Source organism: Achromobacter sp., assembly GCF_050285565.1.
In the GTDB taxonomy this organism is placed as follows: Bacteria; Pseudomonadota; Gammaproteobacteria; order Burkholderiales; family Burkholderiaceae_B; genus Achromobacter.
In genome coordinates, this window is the sequence record NZ_JBLZXG010000001.1 from 202,795 (window position 1) to 221,802 (window position 19,008).

The 19,008-nt window shown below is 66.7% G+C and carries 16 protein-coding genes; 13 read left to right on the forward strand and 3 right to left on the reverse strand.

Annotated features, from left to right (window positions below):
- Window positions 1–14 precede the first annotated feature (14 nt).
- The gene (locus ACN6O8_RS00935) at window positions 15–1,661 is read right to left on the reverse strand and encodes an electron transfer flavoprotein-ubiquinone oxidoreductase (protein ID WP_427989217.1); all 1,647 of its coding nucleotides are present in this window, start codon (window positions 1,659–1,661) and stop codon (window positions 15–17) included.
- Window positions 1,662–1,773: 112 nt separating this feature from the next.
- On the opposite strand from ACN6O8_RS00935, the gene ACN6O8_RS00940 reads away from it, so the two are divergent.
- The 3 genes from ACN6O8_RS00940 to ACN6O8_RS00950 all read left to right on the forward strand — a co-directional run bounded on the left by ACN6O8_RS00940 (window position 1,774) and on the right by ACN6O8_RS00950 (window position 3,879).
- A complete protein-coding gene (locus ACN6O8_RS00940; protein ID WP_427989218.1) occupies window positions 1,774–2,223 on the forward strand; it encodes an acyl-CoA thioesterase in 450 nt (149 codons plus the stop codon).
- Between the two features lie 285 nt (window positions 2,224–2,508).
- Complete coding sequence (locus ACN6O8_RS00945; protein ID WP_427989219.1) at window positions 2,509–3,207, forward strand: CoA transferase subunit A; 699 nt, start codon at window positions 2,509–2,511, stop codon at window positions 3,205–3,207.
- A gap of 12 nt (window positions 3,208–3,219) precedes the next feature.
- Window positions 3,220–3,879 (forward strand): CoA transferase subunit B, encoded by a 660-nt coding sequence (locus ACN6O8_RS00950; RefSeq protein WP_427989220.1) that lies wholly within the window; start codon window positions 3,220–3,222, stop codon window positions 3,877–3,879.
- A 156-nt stretch (window positions 3,880–4,035) separates the two neighbouring features.
- On the opposite strand, the gene ACN6O8_RS00955 is transcribed toward ACN6O8_RS00950, so the two are convergent.
- A complete protein-coding gene (locus ACN6O8_RS00955; RefSeq protein WP_427989221.1) occupies window positions 4,036–4,494 on the reverse strand; it encodes a GNAT family N-acetyltransferase in 459 nt (152 codons plus the stop codon).
- 188 nt (window positions 4,495–4,682) lie between these two features.
- Here ACN6O8_RS00955 and ACN6O8_RS00960 point away from each other — a divergent pair, with 188 nt between their 5' ends.
- The 9 genes from ACN6O8_RS00960 (at window position 4,683) to ACN6O8_RS01000 (ending at window position 15,939) form a co-directional block, all read left to right on the forward strand.
- Window positions 4,683–5,558 (forward strand): MurR/RpiR family transcriptional regulator, encoded by an 876-nt coding sequence (locus ACN6O8_RS00960; protein WP_427989222.1) that lies wholly within the window; start codon window positions 4,683–4,685, stop codon window positions 5,556–5,558.
- Window positions 5,555–6,535 (forward strand): isoaspartyl peptidase/L-asparaginase family protein, encoded by a 981-nt coding sequence (locus tag ACN6O8_RS00965; RefSeq protein ID WP_427989223.1) that lies wholly within the window; start codon window positions 5,555–5,557, stop codon window positions 6,533–6,535. Before ACN6O8_RS00960 ends, ACN6O8_RS00965 begins: the two co-directional genes overlap by 4 nt.
- Window positions 6,536–6,581: 46 nt before the next feature.
- Window positions 6,582–8,468: a dipeptide ABC transporter ATP-binding protein gene (locus ACN6O8_RS00970; RefSeq protein WP_427989224.1), complete on the forward strand. Its 1,887-nt coding sequence runs from the start codon at window positions 6,582–6,584 to the stop codon at window positions 8,466–8,468.
- 66 nt (window positions 8,469–8,534) lie between these two features.
- The gene (gene gsiB / locus ACN6O8_RS00975; RefSeq protein ID WP_427989225.1) at window positions 8,535–10,088 is read left to right on the forward strand and encodes a glutathione ABC transporter substrate-binding protein GsiB; all 1,554 of its coding nucleotides are present in this window, start codon (window positions 8,535–8,537) and stop codon (window positions 10,086–10,088) included.
- An 89-nt stretch (window positions 10,089–10,177) separates the two neighbouring features.
- Window positions 10,178–11,098: a glutathione ABC transporter permease GsiC gene (gsiC, locus tag ACN6O8_RS00980; protein WP_006389337.1), complete on the forward strand. Its 921-nt coding sequence runs from the start codon at window positions 10,178–10,180 to the stop codon at window positions 11,096–11,098.
- Window positions 11,099–11,105: 7 nt separating this feature from the next.
- Window positions 11,106–12,008, forward strand: coding sequence for a glutathione ABC transporter permease GsiD (gene gsiD, locus ACN6O8_RS00985; RefSeq protein ID WP_427989226.1), 903 nt, complete (start codon window positions 11,106–11,108; stop codon window positions 12,006–12,008).
- 171 nt (window positions 12,009–12,179) lie between these two features.
- Window positions 12,180–13,274, forward strand: coding sequence for a P1 family peptidase (locus ACN6O8_RS00990; protein WP_427989227.1), 1,095 nt, complete (start codon window positions 12,180–12,182; stop codon window positions 13,272–13,274).
- Between the two features lie 20 nt (window positions 13,275–13,294).
- Window positions 13,295–14,140, forward strand: coding sequence for a M55 family metallopeptidase (locus ACN6O8_RS00995; protein ID WP_427989228.1), 846 nt, complete (start codon window positions 13,295–13,297; stop codon window positions 14,138–14,140).
- 8 nt (window positions 14,141–14,148) lie between these two features.
- Window positions 14,149–15,939 (forward strand): aminopeptidase P family protein, encoded by a 1,791-nt coding sequence (locus ACN6O8_RS01000; protein WP_427989229.1) that lies wholly within the window; start codon window positions 14,149–14,151, stop codon window positions 15,937–15,939.
- An 82-nt stretch (window positions 15,940–16,021) separates the two neighbouring features.
- Here the strand turns inward: ACN6O8_RS01000 and ACN6O8_RS01005 are convergent, their stop codons facing one another.
- The gene (locus ACN6O8_RS01005) at window positions 16,022–17,029 is read right to left on the reverse strand and encodes a hypothetical protein (RefSeq protein WP_427989230.1); all 1,008 of its coding nucleotides are present in this window, start codon (window positions 17,027–17,029) and stop codon (window positions 16,022–16,024) included.
- A 197-nt stretch (window positions 17,030–17,226) separates the two neighbouring features.
- Here ACN6O8_RS01005 and ACN6O8_RS01010 point away from each other — a divergent pair, with 197 nt between their 5' ends.
- Window positions 17,227–18,879, forward strand: coding sequence for a CTP synthase (locus tag ACN6O8_RS01010; protein WP_427989231.1), 1,653 nt, complete (start codon window positions 17,227–17,229; stop codon window positions 18,877–18,879).
- Window positions 18,880–19,008 lie beyond the last annotated feature (129 nt).

A 19,008-nucleotide genomic window follows, 5' to 3' on the forward strand; every position in this document is an offset into this window, starting at 1 on the left:
GCCGGCGGTGTCCGTCACATGCCGCTGTAGACCGGCCCTTCGCCGCCTTGCGGCGCCACCCAGACGATGTTCTGGGTCGGGTCCTTGATGTCGCAGGTCTTGCAGTGCACGCAGTTCTGCGCGTTGATCTGCAAGCGATCGTCGCCGTGATCGTCCTTGACGAACTCGTAGACGCCGGCCGGACAGTAGCGCGATTCCGGGCCGCCGTACTTGGCCAGGTTGACCTGCACCGGCACCGAGGGATCCTTCAGCGTCAGGTGGACGGGTTCGTTCTCGTCGTGGTTGGTGTTGGAGATGAACACCGAGCTGAGCTTGTCGAAGGTCAGCTTGCCGTCGGGCTTGGGATAGTCGATGCGCGCGCACTGCGAGGCCGGCTGCAGGCAGGCGTGGTCCGGCTTGCTGTGGCGCAGGGTCCAGGGCATCTTGCCCTTGAACACCAGTTGCTCGATGCCGGTCATCAGCGTGGCCACGGTGCGGCCCTTCTTGAACCACTGCTTGAAGTTGCGCGCCTTGTTCAGTTCGGCGTGCAGCCAGGAATTCTTGAAGGCTTCCGGATACGCGGCCAGTTCGTCCTGGCGGCGGTCGGCCACCAGCGCGTCGAAAGCGGCCTCGGCGGCCAGCTTGCCGGACTTGATGGCGGCGTGGCTGCCCTTGATGCGCGAGGCATTGAGGAAGCCGGCCTCACAGCCGACCAGTACGCCGCCGGGGAACGCCAGCTTGGGCAGCGACAGCAGGCCGCCCGCGGCAATGGCGCGCGCGCCATAGGCGATGCGCTTGCCGCCTTCGAAGGTGCCGCGGATGGCGGGGTGCGTCTTGTAGCGCTGGAACTCGTCGAACGGCGACAGCCAAGGGTTGGCGTAGTCCAGGCCGACGATCAGGCCCACCGCGACCAGGTTGTTGTCCAGGTGATAGAGGAACGAACCGCCGTAGGTGTCGGCATCGAGCGGCCAGCCGGCGGTGTGGATCACCAGGCCGGGCTTGGACTGGGCCGGGTCGACCTCCCACATTTCCTTGATGCCGATGCCATAGGCTTGCGGATCGCGGCCGTCGTCGAGCTTGTAGCGTTCGATCAACTGGCGGCCGAGCTGGCCGCGCGCGCCTTCGGCGAACACCGTGTAGCGCGCATGCAGTTCCATGCCGGGCTGGTAGTGAGCGGTGTGGCTGCCATCGCGGGCCACGCCCATGTCGCCGGTGGCCACGCCGCGCACGGCGCCGTTGTCGTCGTACAGCACTTCGACCGCGGCAAAGCCCGGGAAGATCTCGACGCCCAGCGCCTCGGCCTGTTCGCCCAGCCATTTGACGACGTCGCCCAGCCGGACGATGTAGTTGCCCTCGTTGTGGAAACAGGGCGGCAGCAGCCAGTTGGGCGTGGCGCGCGCGCCGTTCTCGGACAGGAACAGGAACTTGTCCTGCGTCACGGGCACGTTCAGCGGGGCGCCCTTGGCTTTCCAGTCGGGGATGAGTTCGGTCAGCGCCAGCGGATCCATGACGGCGCCGGACAGGATGTGGGCGCCCAGCTCGGCGCCTTTTTCCAGCACGCAGACGCCGATTTCCTGGTTTTTCTCGGCGGCCAGCTGCTTCAGACGGATAGCGGTGGCCAGACCGGCGGGACCCCCGCCAACCACGACCACGTCATATTCCATCGACTCGCGTTCAGACATTGCAAAGCTCCCCGTATGTATTCCATGTATGGCTGGAAGTATTATCGGCGATTGTATTGCAGCCGGAGACCTTGCACGTCTTCGTATTTCTTTTAGCCATCAGGAGCAATTGGTGAACCCGGACACTCTGTCTGCGCGGACGCTGGCGGTGGGCGATACCCACCAGGTGGAATTGCCTTTGCGTTGGGGCGATTCCGACGCCTTGAACCATCTCAACAACACGCTGTATTTCCGGCTCATGGAAGAGGCGCGGATGCGGATCCTGTACGACGCCGGTTTCGAATTGCCGGCCGACGACGGCGCCATTCTGGCCCACGCGTCCTGCGATTTCCTGCGTCCCCTGACCTATCCGGCGACCGTGCGGGTGACGCACAAGGTGACGCGCATCGGCCGCTCCAGCGCCGAATTCGAGTTGCTGCTCGAAAAGGTCGGCGATGACGGCGGCCCCTATGCCCGGGGTCGCAACGTGCTGGTGTGGATGGATTACGTGGCCAATACGTCCGCCCCGTGGCCGCCCGACGTGCTGGCGAAGATGGCCACGCAGTTCCGGCCGGCCGCGTAGCCGGCGGGCCGTCCGACTTCGACGCGCGGTTTGAAACTGCGCGCGCATTTGCCGGCCATGCCGTTAAAATCCCGGACAAAACCACAATAGAAATACGAGGGCGCGCCACCCACGGCGCCGCGAACCAGCAGGCATCGGGCCACGCCGCGATGCCGCCGGGCCGCGGAACCGGCAGCCGCGCCCCAAGGAAAAACAGGGTTCGCCCAGGGCTGTCGGCCCCCACGCGGGGCCGACGATCCGGCGGGCGGGCTCTCTTTAGTTCGACCTTAACTAGGAGTTGGAGCGATGGACAAGGTTTATGCAAGCGCCCAGGAGGCGCTGGCAGGCATCGTCAAGGACGGTCAGATGATCGCCGTGGGCGGTTTCGGCCTTTGCGGTATTCCCGAAGCCCTGATCGCCGCGCTGCGCGATTCGGGCGTCAAGGACCTCACCTGCATCAGCAACAATGCGGGCGTCGACGGCTTCGGCCTGGGCCAGCTGCTCAATACGCGCCAGGTGCGCAAGATGATCGCGTCCTACGTGGGCGAGAACAAGGAATTCGAGCGCCAGTACCTGTCGGGCGAACTCGAACTCGAATTCACGCCGCAGGGCACGCTGGCCGAGAAGCTGCGCGCCGGCGGCGCCGGCATCCCGGCGTTCTTCACCCGCACCGGCGTGGGCACCATCGTCGCCGACGGCAAGGAAATCCGCGAATTCGACGGCCACCAATACGTGATGGAACGCTCGCTGGTGCCGGATGTGTCGCTGGTCAAGGCGCACATCGCCGACCGCAGCGGCAACCTGGTGTTCCGCAAGACGGCGCGCAACTTCAACCCGAACGTGGCCATGGCCGGCAAGTTCACCGTGGTCGAGGTCGAAGAGATCGTCGACACCGGCAGCCTGGATCCCGACCAGATCCACCTGCCCGGCATCTACGTGCACCGGATCGTGCTGAACGCCAATCCGGAAAAGCGCATCGAACAACGCACCACTCGCCCGGCCTAAGGAGAACACGACATGGCATGGTCCCGCGATGAAATGGCGGCGCGCGCCGCGCGCGAGCTGCAAGACGGTTTTTACGTGAACCTGGGTATCGGCCTGCCGACCCTGGTGGCCAACCACGTGCCCAAGGGCGTCGAAGTCTGGCTGCAATCCGAAAACGGCCTGCTGGGCATCGGCCCGTTCCCGACCGACGCCGAGGTCGACGCCGATCTGATCAACGCCGGCAAGCAGACGGTCACGACGCTGCCGGGCTCGTCGATCTTCTCGTCGGCCGACTCGTTCGCGATGATCCGCGGCGGCAAGATCAACCTGGCCATCCTGGGCGCGATGCAGGTGTCCGAGAAGGGCGACCTGGCCAACTGGATGATCCCCGGCAAGATGGTCAAGGGCATGGGCGGCGCGATGGATCTGGTGGCCGGCGTCGGCCGCGTGGTCGTGCTGATGGAACACGTGGCCAAGAAGAAGGACGGCACCGAGGACATCAAGCTGCTGCCCGAGTGCAACCTGCCGCTGACCGGCGTGGGCGTGGTCGACCTGATCATTACCGACCTGGGCGTGATGGAAGTCACCGACAACGGCTTGAAGCTGCTGGAAACGGCGCCCGGCGTGACGGTGGACGAGATCCAGTCCAAGACGCTCGCCAGGCTGGACGTGTCGGCGGTCAAGCAGGCCTGATCGACGTCAGCAAGGAAAACGCCCCGCAACGGGGCGTTTTTCATTCCGGCGCGGAACGCAGAACGCCCCTTCGCTGGGCGTTCTTGCGTTTGGGGGCTCAATCAATCGCGGCGGCCGTTTCGCGCCGCGGGTGAGGGCGCGCGCCCGGCAAGGCGATCAGGCCGATTCCCGCAGCAGCATGCCGACGTGCGGAATGCCGTCCTCGATGTATTCGTCGGTGACCGGCACGAAGCCGTGGCCTCCGTAGTATTTCTTGAGCCGGGCCTGCGCGCCCAGGTAGACCGGCTCGCCCGGCCAAAGCCGCGCCACTTCGTCCTTGGCGCGGCGCATCAGTTCATGGCCCAGGCCGGTGCCGCGCGCGGCCGGCGCGGTGATGACGCGGCCGATGACGGCCTGGCCGTCATTCAGAGCCGGTTCGAGCAGGCGGCAATAGGCCAGCAACGCACCGTTTTCCCAGGCCATCAGATGTTCCGTCCGCCCCTGCAAGTCCTTGCCGTCCATGTCGAGGAAGACGCATTGCTGTTCGACCACGAAGACTTCCGAGCGCAGGCGCAGGATCGCATAGAGCTCGGCCAGGGTCAGTTCGGCATGGGGTTTGCAGGTCCAGGCGGGCATTCGAGAGCGTCCGAAAAAGGGGAAGCGGGCAAGGGCGATTAGCGTACCTCAAACCGGCCCCGTTTCTTTTAGAGCACTGTTACATAGATTCACGGGTATACCCTTAGTATGAAAATGAATTTTCTTATCTAAAATTTGCGTGTAAACAGATTTACACAATCCCCCGCTACGCTTGCCTCCCTCTTTCGATGACCAAGGCCACCCTCACGATCGCTGATCGGATCGCCCGGGCCCAGCCCGCGCTGAGCCGCAACCAGCACAAAATGGCCGAGTACGTCCTGGCGCACCAGTTCCGCGTCGCCACCATGACGATTGATGAATTCGCGGCGGCGACGGGGGTGTCGGTGGCCACCGCCAACCGCTTCGCGCGCGCGCTGGATCTGCCGGGCTATCCGCAATTCCGCGCCGAGCTGGCGCGCGGCTTCGAAGCCGCGCTGGAACCGGTCGAGAAGCTGCGCACCGAACTGGCGCATTCGGCCAGCGCGGTGCAGATCTTCGCCGCCACGCTCGAAGAAGACATCCGCAACGCCCAGCGCAACCTGCAGAGCCTGGATGCCACCGCCTGTGAGCAGGCGGTCGACGCCATCCTGGCCGCCGACCGCGTCTTCATCATCGGCTTCGGCGCCAGCGGCTTCCTGGCCGGCATGCTGCAGCGCGGCCTGTGCATGCATCTGCATTCGGTCGAGTCGCTGGCCGGCCCCGGCGGCGTCTCGCACGCGGCGCGCCAGATGTCGCGCATGACCAGCAAGGATCTGGTGATCGCTATCGGCTTTCCGCGCTATCTGGCCGACACCGTGACCCTGGCGGGCGCCGCCAAGCAGGCTGGCGTGCCGGTGCTGGTGCTGACCGACAAGCCCACCTCGCCCCTGGCGCCGACGGCGTCGGTGGTGCTGTATGCGGTGTCCACGCGCCAGTTGATCCCCAATTCCGAAACCGCCGCGCTGGGGCTGATCGAAGCCCTGTCGGCGGCGGTGGCCTATCGGGCCAAGAATTCCGTCGCGGCCGCCGCTGGGGTGACCCAGTCCGTGATGCCGTGGCTCATCCATGGAGTAGGTAAACGATGATTCAACCCGTGATCGCGATTCACGGTGGCGCCGGCGCGATGTCGCGCGCGGCCATGTCGCCCGAGAAAGAGCAGGAATACCTGAGCGCGCTGGAATCCATCCTGACCGCCGGCCAGGCCGTGCTGGCCCGTGGCGGCAGCGCGCTGGACGCCGTCACCGAAGCGGTGCGCCTGTTGGAAGACTGTCCGCTGTTCAACGCCGGTCACGGCGCCGTGTTCACCAGCGCCGGCACCCATGAACTGGACGCCGCCATCATGGACGGCGCCACGCTGCGCTCGGGCGCCATCGCCAACGTCCATTGCGTGCGCAACCCGGTGTTGGCGGCGCGCGCGGTCATGGAAACCAGCAAACACGTGCTGTTCGTGGGCGAGGGCGCTGAGGCTTTCGCCCGGGACGCCGGCCTGGAAATCGTCGACCCGTCGTATTTCTCCACCGAGGCGCGCCGCGAGCAATTGCTGCGCGTGCAGCGCGAAACGCCGGAGGCGGCGGTGCTGGACCACGACGGCCAGGCCATGGTCGCGCGCGGCCAGCCGGCGCCGGCCGATCCGCTCGATGCCGACAAGAAGTTCGGCACCGTGGGCGCGGTGGCGGTGGACGCGCAGGGCAACCTGGCCGCGGCCACGTCCACCGGCGGCATCACCAACAAGCAGGTTGGTCGCGTCGGCGACGCGCCGTTGATCGGCGCCGGCACCTATGCCAGCAACCAGACCTGCGCCGTGTCCACGACCGGCACGGGCGAGATGTTCATCCGCATGGTGGCCGCCTACGACGTGGCGGCCCAGATGGAGTATTGCGGCGCGTCGCTGGAAACGGCGGCCAACCGCGTCGTGATGGAAAAACTGCCCACCATCGGCGGCAAGGGCGGCCTGGTGGCCGTCGACGCCCAGGGCAATGTGGCCTTGCCGTTCAACACGGAAGGCATGTACCGGGGTTACGCCCGCGTAGGCGAGAAGCCGGTAACCGCCATCTACCGATGAGCGGCGGCGGTTTGGATCAGTAGGTTTATTTTGGGAATGAGAAGAGATGGTTGATCGCGCAAACAGCCTGGCGCTGCCGGATAACCGCGTGGTCCAGGTCGACGACCTGACGGTGCGCTTCGTGGGTTCGGAGCGCACGGTCGAAGCCGTGCGCAACCTGTCGTTCCATGTGGACCGGGGCGAGACCCTGGCCATCGTGGGCGAGTCGGGTTCGGGCAAGTCGGTGACGTCGCTGGCGCTGATGCGCCTGGTGGAACATGGCGGCGGCCGCATCGCCCAGGGCAGCATGGCCCTGCGCCGGCGCAACGGTTCCGTGATCGACCTGGTCGGCGCCAGCCAGCGCACCATGCGCAACGTGCGCGGCGCCGACATGGCCATGATCTTCCAGGAGCCGATGACCTCCTTGAATCCGGTGTTCACGGCCGGCGACCAGATCGCCGAGTCGATCCGCGAGCACCAGGGCATGGACGCCGCGGCCGCGCGCGCCGAGGCCCTGCGCATGCTCGAACAGGTGCGCATCCCGGAAGCCAGGTCGGTGCTGGACCGCTACCCGCATCAGCTTTCGGGCGGCATGCGCCAGCGCGTCATGATCGCCATGGCGCTGGCCTGCAAGCCGGCGTTGCTGATCGCCGACGAACCCACCACCGCGCTGGACGTCACCATCCAGGCGCAGATCCTGCAACTGATCCGCCAACTGCAGGAAGAGATGCACATGGGCGTGGTATTCATCACCCACGACATGGGCGTGGTGGCCGAAGTGGCCGACCGCGTGCTGGTGATGTATCGCGGCGACAAGGTCGAGGAAGGCCCGTCGGCGTCGGTGTTTGCCACGCCGCGGCACGCTTATACCCGCGCGCTGCTGTCGGCCGTGCCGAAGCTGGGCGCGATGCAGGGCACCGATCTGCCGGCGCGCTTCCCGCTGCTGCAGGTGGACGGCAAGGCGCAGCCGGTGGCCGAGCCTGGCGCCGTCAGCACCCAGGAAGTGCCGGCCGCGCGCCGCGAGCCGATCCTGAGCGTGCGCAATCTGGTGACGCGTTTCGACCTGCGCGGCGGCATCCTGAGCCGCGTGCAGCGCCGCGTGCATGCGGTGGAGAAGGTCAGCTTCGACCTGTATCCCGGCGAAACACTGTCGCTGGTGGGCGAATCCGGTTGTGGCAAGTCCACCACCGGCCGTTCGCTGCTGCGCCTGGTCGATAGCCAGGGCGGCGAAATCCGCTTCGGCGGGCGCGACATCGTGCGCCTGAAGACCTCCGAGCTGCAGGCTCTGCGCCGCGACATCCAGTTCGTGTTCCAGGATCCGTTCGCCTCGCTGGATCCGCGTGTCACCGTCGGTTTCTCGATCATGGAACCGTTGCTGGTGCACGGCGTGGCCAAGGGCAAGGAGGCCGAACGCCGCGTGGCCGAACTGCTCGAACGCGTCGGCCTGCCGCCCGAAATGGCGCAGCGCTACCCGCATGAATTCTCCGGCGGCCAGCGCCAGCGCATCTGCATCGCGCGCGCCCTGGCGCTCAATCCCAAGGTCGTGATCGCGGACGAATCGGTGTCGGCGCTGGACGTGTCGATCCAGGCCCAGATCGTCAACCTGCTGATCGACCTGCAGCGCGACATGGGCATCTCGTTCCTGTTCATCTCGCACGACATGGCCGTGGTCGAGCGCGTCAGCCACCGCGTGGCGGTGATGTACCTGGGGCAGATCGTCGAGATCGGCCCGCGCCGCGCCATCTTCGAAAACCCGCAGCACCCGTACACCAAGAAGCTGATGGCCGCCGTGCCGATCGCCGATCCGGCGCGCCGCCACATGAAGCGCACCTTGCTGTCCGACGAAATCCCCAGCCCGATCCGCAGGCTCGGCGACGAGCCGGTGGTGCAGCCGCTGGTGCAGGTTGGAACCGATCACTTCGTCGCCCGCCATGCGGTCGGCGGAGCGTATTGAGTCTGTTGTCGTACTTGTTTTTCTTCCACCAAACCCCCTAATTCCGTACAGGAACCAGGAGTTGCAATGATGAAAGTTCTGCGCCCCACCAAGTTGATGGCCGCCGCCGCGGTGGCCTTCGGCGTGCTCACCTCGCCGCTGGCGCATGCTGCCAAGGACGTGACGTTTGCCGTCTCCATCGCGCTGGAAACGCTCGACCCGTACAACACCAACAGCACGCTGAACCAGGCGGCCGGCAAGGCCTACTACGAAGGCCTGTTCGAATTCGACAAGGATCTGAAGGTCCAGAAGGTGCTGGCCACCGACTACTCCGTCAGCGAAGACGGCCTGGTGTACACCTTCAAGCTGCGCGACGGCGTCAAGTTCCACGACGGCACCCCGTTCAACGCCGAAGCCGTCAAGATCAACTTCGACCGCCCGGCCAATCCGGACAACCGCCTGTCGCGCTACATCCAGTTCAGCGTCATCGACAAGACCGAAGTGGTCGACCCGCTGACCGTCAAGATCACCCTGAAGAAGCCGTTCTCGGCCTTCATCAACGCGCTGGCCCACCCGGCCGCCATGATGATCTCGCCGGCCGCGCTGGCCAAGTACGGCAAGGAAATCGGCTTTCACCCGGTCGGCACCGGCCCGTTCGAATTCGTCGAATGGAAGCCCGCCGAATACCTGAAGGTCAAGAAGTTCGACGGCTACTGGAAGAAGGGCTACCCCAAGATCGACACCCTGACGTTCCGCACCGTCACCGACAACAACACCCGCGCCGCCGTGGTGCAGACCGGCGAAGCGCAGTTCGCCTTCCCGGTGCCGTTCGAGCAGGCCGCCGTGCTGTCCAAGAACGACAAGCTGGACGTGGTCGACCACAAGAACTCGATCATGGCCCGCTACCTGTCGATGAACGTGCAGCAAAAGCCGTTCGACAACGTCAAGGTGCGCGAAGCCATCAACTACGCCATCAACAAGGAAGCCCTGGCCAAGGTCGCTTTCTCGGGCTATGCCACCGTCGTCGACGGCGTCGTGCCGCAAGGCGTGGACTTCGCCCACAAGACCGGCCCGTGGCCGTACGACATCAAGAAGGCCAAGGCCCTGCTGGCCGAAGCCGGCTACCCCAACGGCTTCGAAAGCCAGCTCTGGTCCGCCTACAACGACGGCACCTCGGTGAAGGTGGTGCAGTTCCTGCAGCAGCAACTGGCGCAGGTCGGCATCAAGGTGTCGGTGGAAGTGCTGGAATCGGGCCAGCGCGTGCAGCGCGTGCAGCAGGTGCAAAAGCCCGAGGACGCCAAGGTCCGCATGTACTACGCGGGCTGGTCGTCCTCGACCGGCGAAGCCGACTGGGGCCTGCGTCCGCTGCTGACCACCGCCGCGTTCCCGCCGGTGCTCAACAACGTGTCGTACTACTCGAACAAGTCGGTTGACGACGGCATCCAGCAAGCCCTGGCCACGACCGACCGCGCCAAGAAGACCGAGATCTACAAGAACGTTCAGGAAACCATCTGGAAGGACGCCCCCTGGGCCTTCCTGGTGACCCAGAACAACCTGTACGTCAAGTCGAAGAACCTGTCGGGCGTGTACGTGGAGCCGGACACCTCGTTCTGGTTCGGCGACATCGACCTGAAGCAGTAAACCAAGCAGTAACTCTCGGGGCCTTCGGGCCCTTGTAAGGCCACATACGGCGGGGACGCGGTGTCCCCGCCGATGTTGCAGGAATTTCAATGCTGACCTACATCGTCAAACGTCTTTTGGGCATGATCCCCACGCTGCTGCTGGTGGCCGTGGTCGTGTTCCTGTTTGTGCACATGCTTCCGGGCGACCCGGCACGACTGGCCGCGGGCCAGGAGGCCGACCAGCAGACCGTCGAACTGGTGCGCAAGGAACTGGGCCTGGATCTGCCCCTGCCGCAGCAGTTCGTGCGCTACTTCAGCCATATGCTGCAGGGCGACCTGGGCACCTCGCTGCGCACCAAGCGTCCCGTCTCGACCGAAATCGCCGACCGCTTCATGCCCACGCTATGGCTGACGATCGCCAGCATGGTCTGGTCCGTCACCTTCGGCATGATCATCGGGATCGTGTCGGCCGTGTGGCGCAACCGCTGGCCCGACCGCCTGGGCATGACGCTGGCGGTGTCCGGCATCTCGTTCCCCGCGTTCGCGCTGGGCATGATGCTGATGCAGATTTTCTCCGTGAACCTGGGCTGGCTGCCGACCGTGGGCGCCTCCAGCTGGAAACACTACATCCTGCCGTCCATCACGTTGGGCGCGGCCGTGGCCGCGGTGATGGCGCGCTTCACCCGCGCTTCTTTCGTCGAAGTGGTGCAGGAAGACTTCGTGCGCACCGCCCGTGCCAAGGGCCTGAGCGAGCGCCGCGTGGTCATCAAGCACGCGCTGCGCAACGCGCTGATTCCGGTCGTCACCATGATGGGCCTGCAGTTCGGCTTCCTGCTGGGCGGCTCGATCGTGGTCGAGACGGTGTTCAACTGGCCCGGCCTCGGCCGCCTGCTGGTCGACGCCGTGACCCAACGCGACTATCCGGTGATCCAGGGCCTGGTGCTGCTGTTCTCGCTGGAATTCATCCTGATCAACCTGATTGTCGACGTGCTCTATGGCGTCATCAATCCCAGCATCCGTTACAAGTGAGGCGGCCATGAGCAATACGACACCCGCCGCGACCGTTGCCCCCGCCGCGCCCAAAAACGACGTGCGCACGCCCGCCACCGAGTTCTGGCGCAAGTTCAAGAAGCAGAAGCTGGCCGTGGGCGCCGGCCTGTTCGTCCTGCTGCTGGTCGTGGTGGCGATCCTCGCCCCCTGGATCGTGCCGTTCGACCCGGAGAACTTCTTCGACTACGACGCGCTGAACGCCGGTCCGTCCTGGACCCACTGGCTGGGCGTGGATTCGCTTGGCCGCGACATCTTCAGCCGCATCATCATGGGCGCGCGCATCTCGCTGGCCGCCGGTTTCCTGTCCGTCGCCATGGGCGCCATCGTCGGCACCTTCATGGGCCTGATGGCCGGCTACTACGAAGGCTGGTGGGAACGCATTACGATGCGCGTTTCCGATGTGCTGCTGGCGTTCCCCGGCATGCTGCTGGCGATCGGCGTGGTCGCGATCCTGGGTTCGAGCATGGTCAACGTGATCGTGGCCGTGGCCGTGTTCAGCGTGCCGGCGTTCGCCCGCCTGGTGCGCGGCAATACGCTGTCGATCAAGCAGATGACCTACGTCGAAGCGGTCAAGAGCGTGGGCGCGTCCGACTGGACCATCATCATGCGCCACATCCTGCCTGGCACGATCTCGCCGATCGTGGTGTACGGCACGATGCGCATCGGCACCTCGATCATCACCGCGGCCAGCCTGTCGTTCCTGGGCATGGGCGCCTCGCCCCCCACGCCGGAGTGGGGCGCGATGCTGAACGAGGCGCGCGCCGACATGGTGATCGCCCCGCACGTGGCGATCTTCCCGGCGCTGGCGATCTTCCTGACGGTGCTGGCGTTCAACCTGCTGGGCGACGGCCTGCGCGACGCGCTCGATCCCAAGATCGATCGCAAGTAAGCGTCAGGTGGATGATGACCGCCGCGCCGGCCGCCCCTCTTGCGGCCCGGCGCGCGGCATCGGTTCCCTTGCCGCCGCCCGCGACCGGGCGCCCGCCTCGCGGCGAGCGCCACGGCCGCGCGGGACGGCGGCATTCTGCATTCTGGAGCGTGGCGACACGCAGCGACAAGCATGGACAAACGAGTGCTCGACCAACCCCGCATCGGCAAGCTGGAAGCCGGCCCGCTGGACTCGATCTGCGACGTGGGCGACATCAGCGTCGGCCATAGCACGCTGGACGACGGCGCGCTGCAGACCGGTGTGACCGTGGTGCGGCCGCACGGCGGCAATCTGTTCCTGGACAAGGTGCCGGCCGCCGCGACGGTGCTGAACGGCTTCGGCAAAAGCACCGGCCTGGTTCAGGTGCAGGAGCTGGGCGTGCTGGAAACGCCGATCGCGCTGACCAACACCTTCGGCGTAGGCACCGTGGCCAACGCCCAGATCCGCGCGGCCATTGCCGCCAATCCCGAGATAGGGCGCGGCCTGGCCACCGTCAATCCGCTGGTGTTCGAGTGCAACGACGGTTATCTCAACGACATCCAGGCCATGGCGGTGGCGGAATCCCACTACGCCGAGGCGCTGGCCGCCGCCGGCAAGCGCATGGCGCAGGGCGCGGTCGGCGCCGGCCGCGGCATGTCGTGCTTTTCGTTCAAGGGTGGCATCGGCTCGGCCTCGCGCGTGGCGGCGATCCAGCCGGGGCTGCGCCACACCGTGGGCGCATTGGTTTTGGCCAATTTCGGCCGTCTGCCGAATCTGACGGTGGCCGGCAGGCCGTTCGGCCGGCGGCTGGCCGATCAACTGGACCGCGGTCTGGCGCAGGCCGGCGAGAACGCGGCCATCGTGCCGGAGAAGGGCTCCATCATCCTGCTGGTGGCGACCGACGCGCCGCTGGACGCGCGCCAGTTGCGGCGCCTGTCGCTGCGCGGCGGCGCTGGCCTGGCGCGCACCGGCTCGGTGTTCGGCCATGGCAGCGGCGATATCGCGCTGGCGTTTTCCACCGCCTACACGGTGCCGCAACAGGCCGAGCGGCCGATGCCGTCGATCGCCATGCTGCACGAAACCCGCATCGATCCGCTGTTCGAGGCGGCGGCCGAGGCTTGCGAACAGGCCATCATCGCCGCGCTGTGGCAGGCCGAAGGCGTGCGCGGCCGCGATGGCCACTACCGCGCCGCCATCCGCGACGCCGCGCCCGACTGGCGTCAATGGCTGGCGGACACCGAATTCTGAATCCCACGAAGGCACTCCCCATGAAGATCCTGATTTCCACCGATATCGAAGGCGTCGCCGGCGTCTTCCACGCCGAACAAGTGCGAGCCGGCAACGGCGAATACGAGCGCGCCCGCGCCTGGATGACGGCCGAGGCCAACGCGGCCGTGCAGGGCGCCATTGCCGGCGGCGCCGAAGCGGTCCTGGTCAACGATTCGCACGGGGGCTTTCGCAACCTGCTGCCGGACGGCCTGGATGAGCGCGCCCGCCTGGTGCTGGGCAAGCCGCGCTACCTGGGCATGATGGGCGGGCTGGAGGAGGGCTGCGACGCGGTCTTCATGATCGGCTACCACTCGCGCTCGCAGGGCCGCGGCATCCTGGCGCACACCATCAACAGCTTCGCCTTTGCGCGCGTCTTCATCAACGGCATGGAGCTGGGCGAGGCCGGCCTGTACGGCGCGCTGGCCGGCGAGATGGGCGTGCCCGTCATCCTGGCCAGCGGCGACGACGTGTTCATCGCCGAGACCAGCGACCTGTTTCCCGGCGCGCAATGGGTGCAGACCAAGGTTGCGCACGGCCAGGGCAGCGGCGTGACGCTGTCGCCGGCGGCCTCGCGCCGCGCCATCGCGGCCGCCGCCGAGACGGCCGTGCGCAACCTGAAGGAAGCGGCCGGGCGGGCGGGCGCCGGTTCGGCGGTTCCGTTCCGCATCCCCGCCCCTATAGAATGCCGGTTGCAGACGCAGTCGTCGGCACTGGCCGACCTGTTCTGCATGTGGCCCACGCTCGAACGCGTGGACGGCGTGACGCTGCGGTTCACCACGGACAGCATGCAGGCCGCCATCCGCACGCTCAACAGCCTGGCCGCCATGTCCTTCATGTTGCGCTAAGGAAATCCATGTCCAGCACCGACACCCGTATTGCCCAACTGCGCCAGGCCATGCGCCGCCGTGGCCTGTCCGCCTATATCGTGCCGTCCTCGGATCCGCACTTGTCCGAATACCTGCCGGCGCGCTGGCAGGGGCGGCGCTGGCTCTCGGGCTTCACCGGTTCGGTGGGTACGCTGGTGGTGACGGCCGATTTCGCCGGCCTCTGGGTCGACAGCCGCTATTGGGTGCAGGCCGAGGCGCAACTGGCCGGCACCGGCGTGCAGTTGATGAAGATCGCCGTCGCCACCACGCCGGGTCATGTGGACTGGCTGGCCGCCAACACCCGGGCAGGCGACGTCATCGGTGTCGACGGCCAGGTGCTGGGCCTGGCCGCGTTCCGCGCGTTGTCGGCGGCCGCCGCCACGTCGGGCGCGACGCTGGAAATCCGCGCCGACCTGCTCGACGATATCTGGACGGATCGCGCCGGCCTGCCGCAGGCCGCGATCTACGAACACGTGGCGCCGCAGGCCTGTGTCGCGCGCGCCGACAAGCTGGCCCAGGTGCGCGCCGCCATGCGCGCCCACGGCGCCGATGTGCATTTCATCAGCACGCTCGACGACATCGCCTGGCTGTTCAACCTGCGCGGCGCCGACGTCGACTACAACCCGGTGTTCGTCGGCCACGCGCTGATCGGCCTGGACCACGCCACGCTGTTCGTGGCCGACGGCAAGATCGACGCCGCCTTGCGCGCCACGCTGGCCGCCGACGGCGTCGAGGTGGCCGACTACGCCCAGGCCGCCGACGCGCTGGCTTCGCTCGAACTGGATCAGAAACTGCTGATCGACCCGGCCCGCGTCACCTGCGGCGTGTTCCATGCGATGGATCCGGCCGTGCCGCGCGTCGAGGCCATCAACCCGTCGACGCTGATCAAGTCGCGCAAGACCGATGCCGAACTGGCCAACGTGCGCCAGGCCATGGCGCAGGACGGCGCCGCGCTGTGCGAATTCTTCGCCTGGTTCGAAGGCGCGCTGGGCAACGAGCGTATCACCGAGCTGACCATCGACGAGCGCATCACCGCCGCCCGCACGCGTCGCCCCGGCTACGTCTGCCCCAGCTTCGCCACCATCGCCGGCTTCAACGCCAACGGCGCCATGCCGCACTACCGCGCCACGGCCGAGTCGCACGCCGTCATCGAGGGCGACGGCCTGCTGCTGATCGACTCCGGCGGCCAGTACCTGGGCGGCACCACCGATATCACCCGCGTGGTCGCGGTGGGCACGCTCAGCGCCGACCAGAAGGTCGACTTCACGCTGGTGCTCAAGGGCATGATCGCGCTGTCGCGCGCCGCGTTCCCGCGCGGCACGCCGTCGCCGATGCTGGACGCCATCGCGCGCGCCCCGATCTGGGAAGGCGGCGCGGAATACGGCCACGGCACCGGCCACGGCGTGGGCTATTTCCTGAACGTGCACGAAGGCCCGCAGGTCATCTCCTACCGCGCCGCTCCCGGCCCGCACACGGCGATGGAGCCGGGCATGATCACCTCCAACGAGCCGGGCATCTACCGTCCGGGCCGCTGGGGCGTGCGCATCGAGAACCTGGTGGCCAACCGCGCCTGGCTGACGTCCGAGCTGGGCGAGTTCCTGTGCTTCGAGACGCTGACGCTGTGCCCGATCGACACGCGCTGCATCGAGCCGTCGCTGTTGCGCGCCGACGAGATCGCCTGGCTCAACGACTATCACCGGACGGTGTTCGAGCGCTTGTCGCCGTTGGTGGACGGGGACGCCCTGGCCTGGCTGGAGCGCCGTACCGCGGCGATCTGAAAGCCGCCTCCGGCAAAGAAAAAAGGCCCTCGGGCCTTTTTTCTTTGCATGCACACCGTGAACCAGCCGCGCTGCGAGGTGCTCAGGCCGAGGCGACGGCCGGTGGCGTCTCGCGCCGCCGGTAGAGCAGTCGGGCACCGGCGTAGCAGCCCAGCGCCAGCAAGGCGCCGTAGACCAGCAGCGACACCACCGACGTGCTGTATGACGCGGCGACGCGCGTGAGCTGGCTCCAGGTCATGCTCCAGAGGACCAGCAGGGCCAGGCCGACGCCCAGCACCTGGGTCAGCCAGAATGCGAACGTGCCGTGGGCGATGGCGCGGCCCATGCCCGCCTTGCCCAGCGTGCGCGGCAGGCTCTTGAGACAGACCCACGCCGCCAGCGCCAGGATGATCGCGGGCAGCACCCAGTAGCCCAGGGCATAATCCAGCAGTTCCCCCGACCGCACATAGGTCATGAAGTACGCGCCCAGCATCAGCGCGACATGCAATTGCCAGAGCAACAACGTCAGCGCGGCGATCCAGGCGGCATGGCGCGGCCGATAGGGCGGGGCGCCCGCCCCGGCGGCGGGCGTGACGCTCCAGGCCGCGATGCGCACGGCCAGCCAGCCGCTGGCGATCGTCATCAGGATGCCGCACAGCTTGAGCGGCAACGCCATCAGGATCACGCGGGCCGGGCCGTAATAGCCGAAGGCGTTGTTCACCCATTCCTGGTGAGTGAAGACGAATGAATAGAATGCGTGCTGCAGCAAAGCCTGCGCGGCCGAAATCAGCACGAACAACACCAGCGAGACCGCCAGCAGCACCGCCGTCATCCGGCCTGGGCGGTCGACGCCGGCCGCATCGCGCCGGCGCAGCCAGCGCTGGGTGGCGCCCCAGGTGGTCAGGCCGATGAGCAGGCTGCCGGCGATCACCTGCACCACCGTGGTCGCCACCATCTCGGGTCGCGCGTACGCCTCGCGCAATTGCGCGGCCAGCGGCGAGGCCGACAGCAGATAGGCCTGGAGCAGGGCCGCGCCCAGCAACTGCAGGCCGATGGCGGCGATGGTCAGGCGCCAGGCCAGGGCGCTCGGGCGGTCGGTCGGGGTATTCATCGGCGGCGGTGCTCCGGGGACGATCCAAAATCGGGGACGACCATAGCACGAAGCCGCAAGGCGAGACATTTCGGCGTTGCGGATGAGTGCAGCCAAATGTTACGCCTGGCCGCTAGGGGAAAACCCAGACAAGTTCCGCCTCCCGGCTATAATCCAAATTTCCCGCACGCGCCCGCTCGTCCCGGGCGCTTATTACGATGACCAAATACGTATTTGTCACCGGCGGAGTGGTGTCTTCCCTGGGCAAGGGCATCGCCGCTGCGTCGCTTGCCGCCATCCTCGAGTCGCGTGGTCTGCAGGTCACCATGCTCAAGCTCGACCCCTACATCAACGTCGATCCGGGCACCATGAGCCCGTTCCAGCATGGTGAGGTGTTCGTCACCGAAGACGGCGCCGAAACCGACCTGGACCTGGGCCACTACGAGCGTTTCGTGTCCGCCCGCATGCACAAGGTGAACAATTTCACCACCGGGCAGATCTACGAATCGGTGCTGCGCAAGGAGCGCCGTGGCGACTACCTGGGCAAGACCGTCCAGGTCATCCCGCACATCACCAACGAGATCCAGGACTTCATCGCCCGTGGCGCTGACGCCGCCTGGAACGGCAACACCGACGTCGCCATCGTCGAGATCGGCGGCACCGTGGGCGACATCGAATCGCTGCCCTTCCTGGAAGCCGCGCGCCAGATGAGCCTGCGCATGGGCCGCAACAATGCCGCCTTCGTGCACCTGACGCTGGTGCCGTTCATCGCGTCCGCCGGCGAGCTCAAGACCAAGCCGACCCAGCATTCCGTGCAGAAGCTGCGCGAAATCGGCATCTACCCGAACGCGCTGCTGTGCCGCGCCGACCGTCCCATCCCGGACGACGAACGCGCCAAGATCTCGATGTTCTCCAACGTCCCCCTGGATGCCGTCATCTCGGTGTGGGACGCCGACTCGATCTACAAGATTCCGGCCATGCTGCACAAGCAGGGCGTGGACAACATCGTCTGCGAAGCGCTGGGACTGACTCCGCCGCCGGCCGACCTGTCCATGTGGGACAACCTGGTCTACGCGCTGGAACACCCCGAGCACGAGCTCACCATCGGCATGGTCGGCAAGTACGTCGACCTGACCGAATCGTACAAGTCGCTGACCGAAGCCCTGGTGCACGCCGGCATCCACACGCGCTCGAAGATCAACATCGAGTACATCGATTCCGAAGACATCGAAACCCGTGGCACCGATCAGCTCAAGCACCTGGACGCGATCCTGGTGCCGGGCGGCTTTGGCAAGCGCGGCACCGAAGGCAAGATCGCCGCGATCCGCTACGCCCGTGAAAACGGCGTGCCCTATCTGGGCATCTGCCTGGGCATGCAACTGGCCGTGATCGAATTCGCGCGCCACGTGGCCGGCCTGGGCGGCGCCAATAGCACCGAGTTCGATCCGTCCGCGCCGCACCCCGTGGTGGCCCTGATCACCGAATGGATGGACCGCGAAGGCAAGGTCGAAAAGCGCGACAACTCGTCCGACCTGGGGGGCACCATGCGCAAGGGCGCGCAGCGCGTGCCGATCAAGCCGGGCACCCGCGCCCAGTCGATCTACGGCGACGAGGTCAACGAGCGCCATCGCCACCGCTACGAAGTCAACAACGTCTACGTGCCGCGCCTGGAAGAGGCCGGCATGGTGATCAGCGCGCGCACCCCGACCGAGAACCTGCCGGAAATCATGGAACTGCCCGACCATCCCTGGTTCGTTGGCGTCCAGTTCCACCCGGAGTTCACGTCCACCCCGCGCGATGGCCACCCGCTGTTCTCCAGCTACATCCGCGCCGCCATCGAGCAGAAGGCTCGCCGCGGGCAGGGGGCGTAATGGGGGTCGGCGGCGCCGAGCCGCGCATCCGCGCTGCCCGGGCCGCCGGTCTTGTTCCCGCCTTCGCTCCTGGCGGACAATGCGCCGTGGCCTCGCGCCACGGCGCTGCTTTCGGATACAACCACTTAG

Coding starts and splice junctions, on each gene's coding strand:
- ACN6O8_RS00970 (WP_427989224.1), top strand. CDS start 6,582: ATGGTTGATCGCGCAAACAGCCTGGCGCTGCCGGATAACCGCGTGGTC.
- ACN6O8_RS00990 (WP_427989227.1), top strand. CDS start 12,180: ATGGACAAACGAGTGCTCGACCAACCCCGCATCGGCAAGCTGGAAGCC.
- ACN6O8_RS00955 (WP_427989221.1), bottom strand. CDS start 4,494: ATGCCCGCCTGGACCTGCAAACCCCATGCCGAACTGACCCTGGCCGAG.
- gsiC (WP_006389337.1), top strand. CDS start 10,178: ATGCTGACCTACATCGTCAAACGTCTTTTGGGCATGATCCCCACGCTG.
- ACN6O8_RS00945 (WP_427989219.1), top strand. CDS start 2,509: ATGGACAAGGTTTATGCAAGCGCCCAGGAGGCGCTGGCAGGCATCGTC.
- ACN6O8_RS01010 (WP_427989231.1), top strand. CDS start 17,227: ATGACCAAATACGTATTTGTCACCGGCGGAGTGGTGTCTTCCCTGGGC.
- ACN6O8_RS00965 (WP_427989223.1), top strand. CDS start 5,555: ATGATTCAACCCGTGATCGCGATTCACGGTGGCGCCGGCGCGATGTCG.
- ACN6O8_RS00960 (WP_427989222.1), top strand. CDS start 4,683: ATGACCAAGGCCACCCTCACGATCGCTGATCGGATCGCCCGGGCCCAG.
- ACN6O8_RS00995 (WP_427989228.1), top strand. CDS start 13,295: ATGAAGATCCTGATTTCCACCGATATCGAAGGCGTCGCCGGCGTCTTC.
- ACN6O8_RS01000 (WP_427989229.1), top strand. CDS start 14,149: ATGTCCAGCACCGACACCCGTATTGCCCAACTGCGCCAGGCCATGCGC.
- gsiB (WP_427989225.1), top strand. CDS start 8,535: ATGATGAAAGTTCTGCGCCCCACCAAGTTGATGGCCGCCGCCGCGGTG.
- ACN6O8_RS00935 (WP_427989217.1), bottom strand. CDS start 1,661: ATGTCTGAACGCGAGTCGATGGAATATGACGTGGTCGTGGTTGGCGGG.
- ACN6O8_RS00950 (WP_427989220.1), top strand. CDS start 3,220: ATGGCATGGTCCCGCGATGAAATGGCGGCGCGCGCCGCGCGCGAGCTG.
- ACN6O8_RS01005 (WP_427989230.1), bottom strand. CDS start 17,029: ATGAATACCCCGACCGACCGCCCGAGCGCCCTGGCCTGGCGCCTGACC.
- gsiD (WP_427989226.1), top strand. CDS start 11,106: ATGAGCAATACGACACCCGCCGCGACCGTTGCCCCCGCCGCGCCCAAA.